Here is a 14,912-nt window from a genome sequence, read left to right as displayed (position 1 = left end):
CCACCAAATGCCCTTCAGTTTTGTGAGATGCCTTTCATTCTTCAAACGGCATGATTTTTCTGAATTTATCACCTCACTTCGCCATCTTGAATTTTGTTCGCTTACCTCGCATTCTGCTCGTTGCGTGGTATGAATGGTGGTATGACTCCGTGGCGCTTACCGGGAAATTGACAAAGCGACTGGTCGAGAACCTTGGTCCCGGCAGGCATGGCGACGGGGGCGGGCTCTATCTCGTTGTCGATCCCTCTGGCTCCCGTCGCTGGATCGTCCGCGTGACCGTCAAGGGACAAAGGAATAGGAAGGGTGCGCCGCTTCGCACCGATTTCGGGCTTGGAGGCGCGGATGTCGTGAGCCTGGCGCAGGCCCGTGAGCGTGCTCTCGAATACCGCCGGATGGCGCGGCAAGGCCTGAACCCGCGGTACAACGCGCGGCAAGCCGTACCGACATTTGCCGAGGTTGCGGAACAGGTGCACATCGAACGCCTGCCGACGTGGAAGAACGCCAAGCATGGCCAGCAGTGGATCAACACCCTGCGCGATTACGCTTTCCCAAAGATCGGGCGCATGCCCGTCGACAGCGTCGGCCAACCAGAAGTCCTCATGTGCCTGTCACCGATCTGGACCGACAAGCATGAGACCGCGCGTCGCGTCGCGCAGCGGATCAAGACGGTCCTGGACGTCGCCCGGTCCAAGGGCTTTCGAGAGGGCGAGAACCCCGTGACCGCAATCCGGGAGGCCAAGGTCCTGCCGCCGGTCAGGAAGAAGCGCGCACACCACAAGGCGATGCACTGGCGCGACGTGCCGGCTTTCTATGCCAACCTCGCGGGGCGCAACGCGATGGCGGCGAAGGCGCTGATGTTCACCTGCCTCACCGGAAGCCGGACCAACGAGGTCCTCGGGATGAGGTGGGAAGAGCTGAACTTCGAAGAGCGCGTGTGGTCTTGCCCAGCGGATCGCATGAAGGCGGGGGTGGAGCACCGCGTGCCCCTGACGGACGCCATGCGCGCGATCATCGAGCCGCTGCACTCGATGCGATCGGAGTACGTGTTCGAAGGGCAACGGCGGCACCGGCCGCTCTCGAACATGGCGATGCTGATGTTGCTCCGGCGCATGTCGGCCGACGACGTGACGGTGCACGGCTTTCGCTCGACCTTCCGGGACTGGGCCGCAGAGGTGGCGGGAGCGCCGCGGGAAGTCGCCGAGATGAGCCTGTCACACCGAATCGGGTCGGTGGTTGAGCAGGCCTATGCACGCTCGGATCTCCTCGAAAGGCGGCGCAAGCTCATGGAGAGCTGGTCGAATTACGTGACCGGCAACCTCGGGAACGTGGTCGAACTCAAGAAAGTTCCGCGAAAGTAATGCGGGAAGGTCCTTTTAGTAGAGGATTCCCGCAAAGGGTCGCACACTGAAACAAAGCCAGAACGATCTCTTGTAATGCAGGAAGGCATGCCTCAAGCTGCCTTCATGCAAAAAAATGACGCAGAAAACCAGGACCTCTCGGTTGCCGAACAGCTCCATGCCGTCGTGGACGAGATGCTCTCACCCTATGGCAAGCAATCCCCCAGAGCATCGACCCTCCTGGGAAACTCCCCGCCATTCGACACATCGAAGCCGAACCAGCACGACACCAAGGCGCAGTTCATTCGCGAGCGGGATGCGTGCAAGGAGACGCTGGAGCACCTCGACGCGGTGTTCTCCACGCTGTTGCCTTCGGAGGAAGACGAAGCCGGGCGGGAAATGTTCGACGCCTTGCACCCGCGCATCGATCAGAAGCTGCGAGATCAGGCGCGCCGCATATTCGCGGATAGCCCGACGTCCCTCGTGAGGAAGAACATTGCTGAGGTGGGCGGGAGCCATGTGTTCCTTTATATGTGTCTTGATCTTCAAAGCGTTATCGGGGACCGGCTCCGCGAACTCAACGAACAGGAAGAGCGCTTCTGGAACCTGAAGCACCGCGCCCCGGACTACTACGCGCGCGAGATCGCTCTCAGACTTGCCCGGCTGTTTGCGCAAGAGACAGGCCAGTTCCCGACCTGGGGCACATCGCCCCATGACGGCAGCGGATCGACCCAGTTCGCGCGGGCCCTTGCGAAGGCCTTCACGATCCTGGGGATCAAGTCTCATACGCGCGGGCCTGCGGAGTGGGCGCTGGGCCAACTGACCGAAACGGACATGGAGCCTTCGGGAGACGCTTTCGAGGGGCTCCGTGGGTACGGCGTGCCGCGTCAGCGGAACGCTCTCGAGGAGTGCCTGGCATTGATGAACGATCGAAGAAGGCAGTCAGAGTAAGGGCTTTCCAACGCTCCGAAGCCGCATTTTTACCGACCTGCTCAAGCGTGGTCCAACGCCTCCAAGATGAACCAAGGAGGCCAGATCATGGCGAAACTCTTCGAGCACGACCGCAACTATCTGCCCGGCGACCCGGACCTCGACCTGCTCGGCGACCGGGACAAACTCACACAGTGGCGCCACAAGGGTGTCGGCCCCGCCTATTACAAGCTGGGCCGAAAGATCATCTACCGCGGCGCGGATCTGAACGCGTGGGCCGACGCGCGCCGCGTAGATCCGAACGATGACGGCGCACTCTGATGCGCCGGCGCATCGACGCGCGCCGCGTGAAAACGCACCGGGCCTACAGGATCGATCAGCTCGCCGAGATTGTCGGGGTGACGGTTCAAACAGTCAGGAACTGGCGCAGGCAGGGCCTTCCCTGCATCACCGACAAGCGCCCCTTCCTGATCCGAGGCCGGGACTTCAAGGAGTTCCACGCGTCGCGCCTCAAGGCCAGCAAGCAAGCTTTAGGGGCCTTCGAGATCTTCTGTCTCTGCTGCAAGCGCCCCCGCGCCCCAATGCCGGGACTGGTCGATCACGAGCCGATGGAAGGAGGGCGAAGTCGCATAATCATGATCTGCCCGCATTGTGAACGGACCGCCCAACGGATCGTGAGCGATCGCAACCTTACCGAATGGGCCACGAGGTTCGAGTTCGCCATCAACAGGCGTGGCTACGACTAAGCGAACCTCTGCGACCCGGTTCAAAACAACACTTCGAGCAGGAGGCTGAAGATGGTGAAAGTCATCCCCGAAAACGAGCATATCAAGCACCGCTACCTCTACCACCTGAAGCAGGCGAAGGGTCGCGACGAGAAGACCCTCGACAAGGTCGCGGCGGCGCTCAGCCAGTTCGAGGCCGCCATCGGCTGGAAGGACTTCAAGCGATTCCGCCGGGAATGGGGCGAGCGGTTCAAGACGCATCTGAAAAAGGCCCGCAGCAAGAGAACCGGGAGACCTCTCAGCCAGTCGACGGTCGATGCGACCCTCGCGCAGGTGAAGGCATTCGTGCTCTGGCTGGCCGACCAGCCGGGATACAAGTCGAGGGTTGGCTACAGCGATGCCGATTACTTCAACAACTCTCTGAAGGCATCTCGAGCCGCTCACGCACGGCGAGCGACCCCGTATCCATCGATGGAGCAGTGTCTCCATGCCTTCCATGGCATGCCCGAAGTGGACGTGTTCGAGCGGCGTGATAAGGCACTCTTTGCATTCTTCATGCTGACCGGTGCCCGCGTCGGTGCCGTCGCGAGCTTGCGGTTGAAGCATGTCAACCTGTTCGACGGCCACGTCTTCCAGGACGCCCGCGAGGTGGCGACGAAGAACGCAAAGACCTTCGACACATGGTTCCTGCCGGTCGACCCGTCATACCGGGAGTACTTTGAGCGCTGGGTGATCTACCTGCGCGAGGTGGAGCTCTTCAGTGATACTGACCCGCTCTTTCCGAAGCCTCGGATGGCTCTACGATCCGGCAAGTTCGCGAAGGACGGGCTGGCACGGGAGCATTACGAGGGCACGGGCAAGCTGACCTCCGTGATCCGGGCGGCCTTCGCGCGGGTGCACCTGCCGCAATTTACGCCGCACTCCTTCCGGAAGACCTTGGTGCTTTATGGCGACCGGATTTGCCAGACGCGCGAGCAGTTTAAGGCGTATTCGATGAACATGGGTCACGAAAATCTCGCAACGACCATGGAATCCTACCTCCCGGTGTCTCGAGAGCGGCAGGCCGAATTGCTCAAATCCCTGTCGAAAGCTTGATCTCGTGCTTGAGCTTCACCGAGCGTCGCTTGGGACGGATCGGTGGTTTCAATCCACGCCCCGGCACGAGGGGCGATCGCAGAACCTCCGTATTTTCATGGTCCTGAAACTTGTTTCAATCCACGCCCCCCGCACGGGGGGCGACCGTCCGATGACGCGCCGTGGCGGATCTGGATCAATGTTTCAATCCACGCCCCCGCACGGGGGGCGACTCGCTCGGCTTTTCGCCCGCCGCGTCCATGCCGTAGTTTCAATCCACGCCCCCGCACGGGGGCGACGCCAGTTCAACTTTACCAAGCAAGCCTACGAGAAGTTTCAATCCACGCCCTCGCACGGGGGGCGAGCGTGTGAGTCGGGATACCGGCGCTTTCGTTGATGTTTATGTCCACGCACCAAAATCTGGACCCAGCGCCGAACGCTATTTTTTGGGTAGCTCAACCCAGTCACTGCCCCATTCGGTGACCGTCTTGCGTGAGCGGCTTTTTTCAAGAGGCCAGAATCTGCGCTGATAACGGCGTCCTTCGAACTCGACGACCTCTTTGCTCATTGCATTGGGAAAGGCATGATCAAGCGCCTGTTCCAGCGCCTCCTTTTCCGTCAATGCGATTTGGCCAGCCCTCTTCAAGTGCCCTTCGATCAAACGCACTTTGCTTCGGGCAAGACGAATATCGCTTCGGTACTTGTCTGGATTGTTGCCATCGTAGCGATCGGATCTTTCTTCCCATTGCCGCAGCTCATCGCGCGCGGCCTTGAGGTCTTCAATTGTATACATTCTTCCTCTGATTGATTGTGCAAGCGGCAGTGAAGACTGTCTCAGAACGGCTCTATGACGCAAATCCCGTCAGGGAGACCGGATGTGTCGACGCCAATTCGATAGTCCGAAAACGCGCGCGCTGGTGGCCAGTTGTGCGTGCGCGGGTCGCCGACCGGGAGCGCATCGCCGCCATTCAGGCGGCTCACCGTTACTCGATCAAAGAGCTTGTGCGCCTGAGCATTGCCGAGCGCCGAGTCGTGCTTGAAAGCAATCAGGCGACGTCCCGCCATCATTCCGCGCGCCGCAGACCGATCGAGGTCGTACATGTCCCGAAACGCATTCCAGAGCAATTCGAGATCATCTTCCGAGAAGCCAGATTTCTCCGCGAGCTTCGCGTTGATGAAGCCGTGCGCACAGTAGAGCCCATAGGGCACGATGTGCTTTCGACCCATTGTGCGCTCTTTCTCGATGTCCTTTTCGTTAGTCACTGAGGATCGTGTGATGGAGACCTCAAGCGGCATGATCGGCTCTTGCGAGCGGGCGAATGACAGCTGCACCGGGCCGCGCACCTGGCCGCAATTCACCTCCGTTGTCATGACGGCGCCAAACGTACGGATGTCGAAGAAGTTCTTGCACATCCAGTCGGTGAGCTCGCGCGCCTCCTGCTCCTTCTTTGGGAGCTTCTTCGCTTCCTGTTTGATCTTGGTTGCCTCATAAGCACGCGCGTGCTGGCGATTGAGAACCGCGCGCTCGGCCATGTAGATCTCGTAGCCCGGCTCGCCCGCCTTCGAAGCGGCTACGTAGTCGCGGATCTTCCGCTTGAGGCTTACATCCGAAACGAGGCCCTGGTTTGTCTCCGGGTCCATCCGCGGCAAGTTGCCCGCATCGGGGTCGCCGTTCGGGTTGCCGTTCTCGACATCAAAGAAAAAGACAAAGTCATAGCGGTTCGAAATCGCGGTCATTCTTCGCTCCCAGCGTCGATCAGTTCCTCTGCGCCCTCAGTCTCGTCGGCCTTCTTTCGAGCCCACCTCTGGTGGTAGTAACCGGCAACGAAGCGTCCCTGGTCCTCGAGGTTAAGAGAGCGCGGCAAATCAGCTTCGAGCCCCGCCCAGATCTCACCCATCTGGGAATCCAGCCAGTGAGCAAGGCCGCCTCCATCGCCCTTTCGCATGACGGCCAAATGGTGGGTGGCGTTCTTCACGAGGACGGGGAACACGCGCGCCGGCGTCGACGACGCAGCCGCGAAGTACCGATCCTTGATCGTCGCATTGAGGCCGGGAAGAGCCCTTCTCTGGATACTCTCGAGAACGGCAAAGAGCCGTCCCAGCCGATAGGCCGGGTTGGGGTTGTCGGGATCGAGGCCCACTGGGATCACCTCCTGTCCAATGTTTCTGTTGACGAATGCCCTGCAGATCGCAGCTCTGCGGCCATTAATTTCGCCATCCGCTCTGATCCGGCCGACGACACTTGAAAGCAGTGGCCGCGGATAGGGCGCTCCTGTCAGAACCGCGCGCATCAGCTCACCACCGAGGAGGGGGGAAATGTTCTCTGCCTTGCGCTGGATTGCAGTCTCGTAAAGGAGCGACCAGGCCGCTGGTGGCCCTTTCCATGGAGCAGGGTCCAACTCGAGATCCTGCCAGAAGCGCATGATCTGGCGGGCGAAGTCTCCGAAGGTGCCCGGGTTCCAGAAGCGGATCGAGAGCCGGGAAGCGTTGGGCGCGAGGCCGAGAATGTAGACACGGGTCTGGGGGTCAAGCTCAGGGCCGTCCGTGGCCTGCCCCTTTGCAACGGCCTCGAGCGCGGCACGGATCTTGAGGTTTGCAGCGTCATCGTCCTCCGGCTGGAGGGCGCCGAAGAGCAGATCTTCTATGGTAGCGGCAGCTTTTGGGTTTTGGGTTTCTGCCCAGAAGACGACGGTCGCATCTCCGATACGAACGTTCCGTCCCGAGTCGCGCGCCAGAAGAGCATTGAGGGCGGTCGTGTATGCATATGCCGCGCGCTCCGATACGGGAGCGTTCTCCCCCTGCGTTTTTCCATAAGATTCGAAGGCGTTAAGATTAAACGACACGATCGACGCCCCGGAACTCTGTGCGCCGAGAACGCCTTTGATCGATGGGTGCAGCCTTGCGATCGATGCGCGCTCACCCGTGACGAGGCAAAGCGACTGGTTCCCACAGGGCTCCTCCGCGGAGATCAATTCGACGGCGGCGGGGCGCTCGTGGACATAGAGGGGGACGCCGCTGGCATCCGTGTCACCGTCGAGCCGAAAGACGATGTTCTGGTCGAGTGCCTCCTCCGGGAAGCCCCGTGCGGCGAAGTCGCTCGGATGCCATGTCTCGAGGAAGCGGCGCATAGCGATTAGGCCGGGGTCAGTCGCATCCGCGAGGAGGTCTTGATGAAGCAGCTTGAATGCTTCGTGTTCCGCAGCGGTGCGCTTTTCCTGTCCGGGGACCATGCGTCCTTCATCGTCGGTGATTGGTTTGCCGCCCTCATCCTTTTTTGCCGTGATACCAAGCACGTAAGCCGTCTTGTCCCATAGACGGTTTGGCTTAATGCCTGCTGTCCGCTTTACGGCTGCTGGTACAGAGAGGGATGCGGCGATCCTCCGTGTTCCTTCTGTCACCAGTTTTGGAGCAATACGGATAACATTGCCCTCCTCGTCGAGCACGACTTCGGCGCCAATCTTCTCGACGGAATATCGTGGTCGCGGGGCTTCGCCGGCATCCGCAAGCCGGTCGTAGAGGGATGCCAGTGCGGTCAGGATCGTCACTGTGCCATCCCCTCCTTGCGGGCGCGACCGAGGTCAATTACCCCGTCCTGCATAACGGCCCGAAAGAAGAGGGGCTCACGACCGTTTTCGTAATCTATGTCGTAGAGCATCCATCCAAGATCCCGGTTGCGTTCGTCTTGCGGCAGGCTGCTCTCGGGAAACTCATCAACAAGGTCGAAATGGGCGGGGAACTCTCTCACGCCCAGACATGGCCGATGAAAGCACTGCCCGCTCGCCGCCCTACGTCTGAACATCTCGATGTGCTTGGTGTCGTTATCATCGGGCCCAGCTTTCGGGGTTATCTCAAAATGTGCCTCGATCCCGTACAGGACGTTCCTCAGCGCGAGCGTCGCGCGTTGCTGGCGATCTTCGTCGATTGCGTGGCCGACCCCGTCGAGGTTTCCGGCATTCATCGCTCGCTTCACATTAACGGCGGAGATCTTCGATCCCACCTCGTTGCGGCGGATGTTTTCGAACCGGATGGGGGCGAGCACATGGATGCTGTCGACGACCCATCTGATCGCTGGCTTCCAGTGGATCGCTTCGAGGATTCCCCGCGCTGCTGAAGGTGTGATCACGTCGTAGCTCACGCGTTCCACCTTCATCTCCGGGCGCGTAAAGCAGGCATAATCACCCCAAACGAGAAGTTTAATCCCGAACCCCATATCCCCTCACAATTCCTGCAAGCCAAAGTCTTCAATATCATCCCAGCGCAGCCCAGCACGGTCATCGTAGAGGTCAACATTCGCTAACAGCAAGAATTGCGGGCCGAACTCGTCCTCTCGCCAGAACTCAGCCGCCCCAGCCGCAACGAACCGTCCACGCACTCTTTGGGGCAACTGGATCTGATAGGGCTGGAGCTGACGCGCGATGGTGCCGGGATGCGGGTGGGTCTGCAGTCGCTCCAGTGTTGCATCGGGTACGCCAAAGGCTCCCCCGCGAATGACGATCGGCAGCGCACCATCGGCGATAATTCGAAATGCAGAGGCTATGTCCGCAAACGGGAAGTCCATTTGGCCGCCCGATCGCTCGATTGCCGGAATAATCCCCCTCACAGATCCGACCATCTCCGCGTCCAGATCATGCGCCCGGTCCCAGTAGAGAAGCCGGAAATAGTCGCGAACCGCGTCGAGCGAGAGAGGATCAGCGTGGCGAGAGAGAATCTCGGCACCGATATCGGCAAACTGTTTCAGATCGGGCGGTGGCCGATGCTCTCCACTGGGCCGAAAGACAAACACCTCGCCTCGTTCGGCCATGCGTCCTTCTCGATTGCAACGTCCTGCTGCCTGAGCGACGGAGTCGATCCCGGCGACTGCCCGGTAGACCACGGGAAAGTCGACGTCGACGCCGGCCTCAATCAGGGAGGTCGCAATCAGGTGCACCGGAAGGTCTTGAGCTAGCCTTGTGCGTACCTCGCGCAGAACACTCCGCCGGTGTTCTGGCGTCATGCTGGTGGTCAAATGAGAGGCGCCGTCGTGGTCGCGTATACGTTCGAAGAGCTGTCTCGCATGGCGGCGGTTGTTGACGATTACGAGGCCGCTGGCCTTCGCGGCAAGGCGTGCCAGCAGTTCATCGTCTGAAAGGGGGCCACAGTTGACGACACGGACGCGGCGCAACGCCTCGTAAAGTTGTGCGGGCTGGGGCGCGAGCTCGCGAACATCGGCGCGTGCGAAACCTTCAGGGTGTGGGAAACCATCTTCCCGAAAGAGAGCCGGTTGAGTTGCCGTGCAAAGGACGATGCTCGAGTTGTAGCCGCGCGCGAGTTCCCGGAGTGCTGCGAGACATGGACGGAGCAAGCGGAGTGGTAGCGTCTGCGCTTCATCAAGGATCATGACGGCATTCGCAAGCCGATGAAGCTTTCGGCATTTGGAGGTGCGATTGGAGTAGAGGCTCTCGAAAAACTGGACTGCGGTTGTCACGATTACCGGGCGATCCCAGTTCTGCGCCGCGAGCTTCATACGTTCGGACTCGGCTGGATCGTCGAGCCCATCCCAGTCGAACGCCGAATGGTGCTCCAGAACGGCTTCATTGTCCTTGAGCGCATCGCGAAAGACGTCTGCGGTCTGTTCGACGATGGAAGTGTAGGGGATCACGTAAATCACCCGCTGAAGACCGTGCCGCTTGGCGTGATCGAGCGCAAACGCGAGCGATGCGAGAGTCTTCCCTCCGCCGGTTGGAACCGTGAGCGAGAAGAGCCCGGGGGCGGCTGCGGCCTGGCTCCGAACGTGAGATCTGATCTCGTCGCGAAGCTTGTTTACCGTTCCGCTGGGATTGCCAAAGCGTGACAGACGCTCCTCCAGAGCTTCGGACAGAACGGCTACCGACGGTCCTTGGCTACGCCTGGAGGCGCGACCACCAAGCTCGTCATAAAACCGCTCTGTCTCGATATAATCGGCATCGACAAGCGCGGAGAAAATCATTCGCGCGAAGAATTGGAATGCAAACGAGCGTTCCGATGCATTCGCCGGGACGACACTGAGTGGTCGCGGGATATGACCCACCACGGTCGGCAGCACGATACCTTCGGGGAGCTGTATGAGCTCTGCAGTTCGCGTCCGCTCGCGGAGCGGTGTTGGCGGGCGACCCTCGGAGTGTGTTGCGCCGTTCGGCAACCCCGAATGGTGCCCTGCAATGCAGAAAGCGAGCAGTTTTCCGACGAGGCCTGGAAGGTGCTCCTCCGCGTAACGCGCGCCCTCTCCGCTATGGGGCTCGGAGTTGGCCTCGCCCCTCAACTTGGCCTGAAAGGCGGGCTTGGCCTTGCCGAGGTCGTGGAGCAGGCCAGCGGTTTCGCCCCATGCCCTGGCGTCGAATTGCGCGGAATACTCTCCCGCCCGAGCGGCAACCGCCAAGAGGTGATCTTTCAGGGGCTCCCAGTCCGTACGATCGCGCCGTTCAGATGAATGTGCAAAAAGCATGGACTGTCGTGCTCCCTTAGCCGCCATCGGAGAGGAAAGGTACATGGGCGGTCAAGTCGGCCTTGTTCCTTGAAGTGCATTTTGACAGTACGCTGACGCCTTTAGAGGCGGTTTACGCCGCTGCGCCTCCAGTCTGCCGCATACCCAATGGTCCAAATTCCGAGCGCGGCGAGCAGGAGCCAGCCCTGCGCCTCGCCGAGGAGCAGCAACGTGGTTGCGCTCGTCACGCACCAAGCGACGGGCACGATCGATAGTGCCGCACGCAATGGGCTGCGTCGGATTAGCAGAAGAAGGCCGAGGCTGGCGAGCGCGGTGGGGTCTGGTGCGAGGCCAATAATCTCTGCCTGGTCAAAAGCCCGCCTAAATCCGAGACCAATCAAAGGATGCAGGAGCACGGCATAAGCGATGAGTCCGATGCCCAACGTCCGAGAGATGCCAGACCTCGAATCTCGCGCCAAGAGCGCTCCGGTCAGCACCGCCGCCACTATCAGAGCGCTCTCGACCCCAAACCCCCAGACCGCGTATTTCATGGGCCAGTTGATCGGGACGTAGCGCGCCGCGATGAAATGCGCCGACCCCAACCAGGCCAATGCAAGCGCCAGCCAGATCACGCGCAGCTTCCAACGCCCCGGGGTTGCGAGCGCGCCGAGCATCGTGACGCCGGTACCAGCGGCAAACACAGGTAGGGGCCAAAGCGAGAGGTTCTGGAGAGCGAAGAGGCGCCAATAGACATCGGGGCCGAACATCAGGAAGTCGCCCGGCGAATAGCTGAGCCAGTCGGTCATCAGAGATCTGCGATATCCGCTGCCATCCGCCTCCTGAGTGCGTCATCGGGGAGCGGTCCGCGCGCCGCGGCCTTGTTTTCACGGAGATGGGCCATCTGCCGCGTGGCGGGAATGACAACAGTTACGGCCGGGTGCGATATGATGAACTTGAGCAGCAACTGCGGCCAGGTCTGCGCTCCGATTTCCTCGGTCCAGGCTGGCAGCGGCGCCCCTTGAAAACGCCGCACCAATGCACCGCGGCGGTAGGGCCTGTTGACGATCACCCCAATGCCGCGCTCCTGAGCCAGCGGCAGGAGCCGCGCCTCGGCCTCCCGGTCCTGTACATTGTAGGTGAGCTGCACGAAATCGATCGGCTCCTCCCGCATGATCTGCTCGAGCAGTTCGTGTCTGCGCCCATGGGAGGTCGTGACCCCGACATACCGAAGGCGACCCTCGGCCTTCATTGCATAGAGGGTTTCGAGATTACCCCTCCAGCCCTGCAGGTTGTGAACCTGGAGGAGATCGAACTTGTCGATACCCCACTTGTCTCCAGTCTCGGCGATCTGATTTGGGCCTTGCCTAGGTGAGGAGGTCCAGACTTTCTCGGCGGAGAATACGACCGATGGATCACGTAGCCTCGTCAGACCGTGTCCAATGGTATCCTGGGACGAGCCATACATGGGCGACGAGTCGATCATCCCGCCGCCTTCCTCCGCGAAAGCCTCGATGACTTGAGCGCAACGCTCGAGCAGCACCGGGTCCCTGCCCACGTTGAAAGTGATCCAGCTGCCAAGGCCGATCACGGGGATGCGCTCGCCAGTCATCGGGATGGCCCGTGTGGCCTCTGCAGACGGATCGGTGGCCTGGCCGCGCCTGAACAGGCTCAACGTCGCGGCCGCGGCGACGCCACCGGCAAGAAGAGTGCGTCTCGAGAGGCTCATGTCGACATGTCCCTCATCAGGTTCCACTCACCGGATCACCTAGTGCAAAAGGCAGAGCATGAAACTTCAGGGGCTATCCGCGACGCGACCCCGCCGGAAATCTGCCTCGAAGAATGGCTATTCCGACACCAGCTTCTCCAAGATTTTCCATGTCACGAGGCGTGAGTTTGAAGAGCCGCGCCGATCGCGGCCCAGTCAAAACACCCCCATGCTCAACCCGGCCCCCATGGCGGCTCCCAACTCGCGACAGCGGGCGAGCTGTTCCTCCGGGATGGTCTTTTCCGCGAGAATTTCCTCAGGTGTCTGGGCGTGGGTGCAGACGATCAGGGGCGGTTGAACTTCCTTCAGACGCCACCCTCTCGCTATGCGCGCGATCTGTCGTGCTGCATTTTCTCCGTCCGAGCCAGCGCAGACCATCTGGGCGTAGGGGCGCCCCTCGATGCGGCCGAGAACTGGATAATAGCATCGATCGAAGAAATCCTTCATCACGCCAGAAATCGCGGCAAGGTTCTCCGGTGCGCAGAAAATGTAGCCATCCGCATGCAGCAAGTCGTGGGGTCCGGCCCCACCCGCCGTCCGCAGGAAGGTCTCGATTTCCGTCTGAGCTGCCCCGGCTGCGGCCTCGGCCATCTGCCGGCTGCCGCCAGTTCTCGAGTGATAAACGATCAAGAGCTGCACCATGCTTTGGCGTCTAGCGCTTCGTGCGCGTGTCGGCCAATACAATTCAAACCCAAGCCTTCGATGGACGCAGGCGCTGGCATCCCAAACAGTGGATCGGAGTTAGCAAGCCAAGACGCCGCGCGCGCGGATTGGCCCTCGGAGCGCGGATGAGAGCGTCCAGCATTGGCCCGCACGTCCGCATGAATGATCTAGTTGATCGTCCAGGTTGATGCTGTGATCACCGTCTTTCGAGCGAGACCGGCTTGCCGTTGCTTGAAGGTGGCTCTCGCAAGCTGAAGGCGGGCCAGTGCTCGATCGCGGTTCTCATAGAGCGATCTGAGACGCGAGCCCGGGTCGCCAATCATGAGGACGCCATGAGTGTCAGCGCCCGGAAACCAGGCGAGGGCCATTTCGAGCGCACGCTGAAAGGCGCGGTCGGCGTCGATATAACGGCGATAGGATGTACGAAGAACGCGGTGACTAACCTCAAGATCGGGGTGCATGATGTGACCCTTCGAAGCTGGGCATGTCCTCCGCCAAACTGTATCGCAAACCGTGCGCGATTTGCATCTACTGCACGTAGAAGGTGTAGACCACAGGCATCATCCAGCGTTTGAAAGGTCCGCAAACGGGTGTCTTCGTTCGAATGAAGGCTGCAGAGGCCACTTGGGCACGCGAGCAGTAATACGTTATGGCTCGGCCGAGCGACAGCAATGGACCGGGTTCTGCCATTCGGATTGGCTACGGCAGTGGCGGCTTCGGGCGGCGAGCGGTCATTCGCTGCGCCGGTCACCAAAGTCCGCTTTGCGGACAGGTATTCCCATCGGCTCGGCCGGCATAATCACGGATGCCTGCAAGGCCCTACCGCGCTGATGCATATCCAGAACCAAGGGGACTGCCCCACCGGCCATCAGCCCAAGCCCGTTCAGCCTTCCTTTCCGCTCGAACGGCCGCCCAGCATCGGGCGCACGAGGTTGCGGCCCGCAAGCCGGCTCTCGAGTCCGACGCCCGCAACGTGAAGGGCGGCAAGGACAAGAATAAGGTTCGCGGCGACCTCGTGGACTTCCTCGAGGACCTCGTCTTCCTCCTCCCGCTCACGCTCGTCGTCGCGATCATGCGATGCAACCGACTCCTGCCTGGTGGCGGGACGCTCTTCGAACGGCGAGCCCGCCATGCCGATGCCGGTCAGAGTCACCACGGCAAGAAGACCCCAGAGTGCGTAGGCCATCAGCGAGCCGAGCGGATTGTGCGAGGGGTAGTCGCGGTAGCGCCCGGCGAGCAGGTCGCCCAAATGGGCACGTGCGGTCGAGAGGCTCGGCGGAAAGGATGCGAAGCGCGCCCTCTTCGTGCCAACGAGGCCCCAGATCAGCCGCAGCGCCAGAAGCGCGAAGGCTGCATAACCGACCCAGACATGGACCCGGCCGCCATCCTCGGTAACGAGGCCGTTGAGGAGAACAGCGGCCGCAATCCCCCAATGCGTGAGCCGGACGACCGGGTCCCAAGGCCGAAGGGTCTCGTTGGAAGACACAGTGTCGGGCATCATTCGTCCTCCTCTACCTTCAAGGTGCGGCCATCGCGCGGGTCGATCTCGAGCTCCCAGCGACGGCCGTCGCGCATCGCCTTTACCTCGATCTCGCCACGCTCGCGTTCGTACTTCACGATCTCATAGCCCTCTGCCGAGAGCCGCGCTCGGAGGTCGGCGTCATCGACGCCCGGAAGAGGCCAGGGACCGCCGCGGCCTCGCGTTTCGACCCGCGTAACCTCGCCGGTCGAAGGATCGACGAAAGCCTCGATCCTCCGGGCTTCCCTGATGATGGTGAGTTCGATCGACCTATCGCTGCGCTCAAACGCAGTGAGCGCGTATCCGTCGGCGGCCAGCGCGGCGGAGATCTCGTCGAGCGTTATGCCGAGACGCGCGCCTTGCTCCGGTTCGGCTGCAGCTGCCGGGCCAGCAAGGAGCGCCGCGGTGATCGCGGCCGCGGTGATAAAGCGTGACATGGGGGTCTCCTTTCTCCCGGCCG

Annotated in this window: 16 protein-coding genes; 5 read left to right on the top strand and 11 right to left on the bottom strand. The window is 61.2% G+C overall.

Annotated elements, in window-relative coordinates:
• The first annotated feature begins 50 nt into the window (after window positions 1–50).
• The 5 genes from H0I76_RS04785 to H0I76_RS04765 all read left to right on the top strand — a co-directional run bounded on the left by H0I76_RS04785 (window position 51) and on the right by H0I76_RS04765 (window position 4,087).
• Window positions 51–1,358 carry a tyrosine-type recombinase/integrase gene (locus H0I76_RS04785; RefSeq protein ID WP_200607634.1) on the top strand — a complete coding sequence of 436 codons (1,308 nt, stop codon included), beginning with the start codon at window positions 51–53 and terminating at the stop codon, window positions 1,356–1,358.
• Window positions 1,359–1,433: 75 nt separating this feature from the next.
• A complete protein-coding gene (locus H0I76_RS04780; RefSeq protein ID WP_200607631.1) occupies window positions 1,434–2,288 on the top strand; it encodes a hypothetical protein in 855 nt (284 codons plus the stop codon).
• An 87-nt stretch (window positions 2,289–2,375) separates the two neighbouring features.
• Entirely contained in the window at window positions 2,376–2,588 is a 213-nt protein-coding gene (locus H0I76_RS04775) for a helix-turn-helix transcriptional regulator (RefSeq protein WP_200607629.1), read from the top strand.
• Window positions 2,588–3,013 (top strand): MerR family transcriptional regulator, encoded by a 426-nt coding sequence (locus H0I76_RS04770; RefSeq protein ID WP_200607626.1) that lies wholly within the window; start codon window positions 2,588–2,590, stop codon window positions 3,011–3,013. The genes H0I76_RS04775 and H0I76_RS04770 overlap by 1 nt, the downstream gene beginning before the upstream one ends.
• A gap of 51 nt (window positions 3,014–3,064) precedes the next feature.
• Window positions 3,065–4,087 carry a site-specific integrase gene (locus H0I76_RS04765; RefSeq protein WP_200607624.1) on the top strand — a complete coding sequence of 341 codons (1,023 nt, stop codon included), beginning with the start codon at window positions 3,065–3,067 and terminating at the stop codon, window positions 4,085–4,087.
• Between the two features lie 418 nt (window positions 4,088–4,505).
• Here the strand turns inward: H0I76_RS04765 and H0I76_RS04760 are convergent, their stop codons facing one another.
• The 11 genes from H0I76_RS04760 to H0I76_RS04715 all read right to left on the bottom strand — a co-directional run bounded on the left by H0I76_RS04760 (window position 4,506) and on the right by H0I76_RS04715 (window position 14,889).
• Window positions 4,506–4,859: a hypothetical protein gene (locus H0I76_RS04760; protein WP_200607622.1), complete on the bottom strand. Its 354-nt coding sequence runs from the start codon at window positions 4,857–4,859 to the stop codon at window positions 4,506–4,508.
• A gap of 41 nt (window positions 4,860–4,900) precedes the next feature.
• A complete protein-coding gene (cas7c, locus tag H0I76_RS04755) occupies window positions 4,901–5,803 on the bottom strand; it encodes a type I-C CRISPR-associated protein Cas7/Csd2 (RefSeq protein ID WP_200607620.1) in 903 nt (300 codons plus the stop codon).
• A complete protein-coding gene (gene cas8c, locus H0I76_RS04750; RefSeq protein ID WP_200607618.1) occupies window positions 5,800–7,611 on the bottom strand; it encodes a type I-C CRISPR-associated protein Cas8c/Csd1 in 1,812 nt (603 codons plus the stop codon). The genes cas7c and cas8c overlap by 4 nt, the downstream gene beginning before the upstream one ends.
• Complete coding sequence (gene cas5c / locus H0I76_RS04745) at window positions 7,608–8,276, bottom strand: type I-C CRISPR-associated protein Cas5c (RefSeq protein WP_200607616.1); 669 nt, start codon at window positions 8,274–8,276, stop codon at window positions 7,608–7,610. Before cas5c ends, cas8c begins: the two co-directional genes overlap by 4 nt.
• A gap of 6 nt (window positions 8,277–8,282) precedes the next feature.
• Complete coding sequence (gene cas3 / locus H0I76_RS04740; protein ID WP_200607614.1) at window positions 8,283–10,526, bottom strand: CRISPR-associated helicase Cas3'; 2,244 nt, start codon at window positions 10,524–10,526, stop codon at window positions 8,283–8,285.
• Between the two features lie 101 nt (window positions 10,527–10,627).
• Window positions 10,628–11,311 (bottom strand): DUF6064 family protein, encoded by a 684-nt coding sequence (locus H0I76_RS04735; protein WP_200607612.1) that lies wholly within the window; start codon window positions 11,309–11,311, stop codon window positions 10,628–10,630.
• The gene (locus H0I76_RS04730) at window positions 11,311–12,231 is read right to left on the bottom strand and encodes an aldo/keto reductase (RefSeq protein ID WP_200607610.1); all 921 of its coding nucleotides are present in this window, start codon (window positions 12,229–12,231) and stop codon (window positions 11,311–11,313) included. The genes H0I76_RS04735 and H0I76_RS04730 overlap by 1 nt, the downstream gene beginning before the upstream one ends.
• A gap of 195 nt (window positions 12,232–12,426) precedes the next feature.
• Entirely contained in the window at window positions 12,427–12,912 is a 486-nt protein-coding gene (locus tag H0I76_RS04725) for a flavodoxin family protein (protein ID WP_200607608.1), read from the bottom strand.
• 188 nt (window positions 12,913–13,100) lie between these two features.
• Window positions 13,101–13,394 carry a hypothetical protein gene (locus tag H0I76_RS19365; protein WP_234455076.1) on the bottom strand — a complete coding sequence of 98 codons (294 nt, stop codon included), beginning with the start codon at window positions 13,392–13,394 and terminating at the stop codon, window positions 13,101–13,103.
• 422 nt (window positions 13,395–13,816) lie between these two features.
• Complete coding sequence (locus tag H0I76_RS04720; RefSeq protein WP_234455075.1) at window positions 13,817–14,431, bottom strand: cytochrome b/b6 domain-containing protein; 615 nt, start codon at window positions 14,429–14,431, stop codon at window positions 13,817–13,819.
• Window positions 14,431–14,889 carry a PepSY domain-containing protein gene (locus H0I76_RS04715; protein ID WP_200607604.1) on the bottom strand — a complete coding sequence of 153 codons (459 nt, stop codon included), beginning with the start codon at window positions 14,887–14,889 and terminating at the stop codon, window positions 14,431–14,433. The genes H0I76_RS04720 and H0I76_RS04715 overlap by 1 nt, the downstream gene beginning before the upstream one ends.
• Window positions 14,890–14,912 lie beyond the last annotated feature (23 nt).

The sequence above is a fragment of the Thermohalobaculum xanthum genome, from assembly GCF_016623495.1.
Taxonomy (GTDB): Bacteria; Pseudomonadota; Alphaproteobacteria; order Rhodobacterales; family Rhodobacteraceae; genus Thermohalobaculum; species Thermohalobaculum xanthum.
The sequence above is the reverse complement of the archived record's forward strand: the minus strand, read 5'-3'. Positions and strand labels throughout refer to the sequence as shown.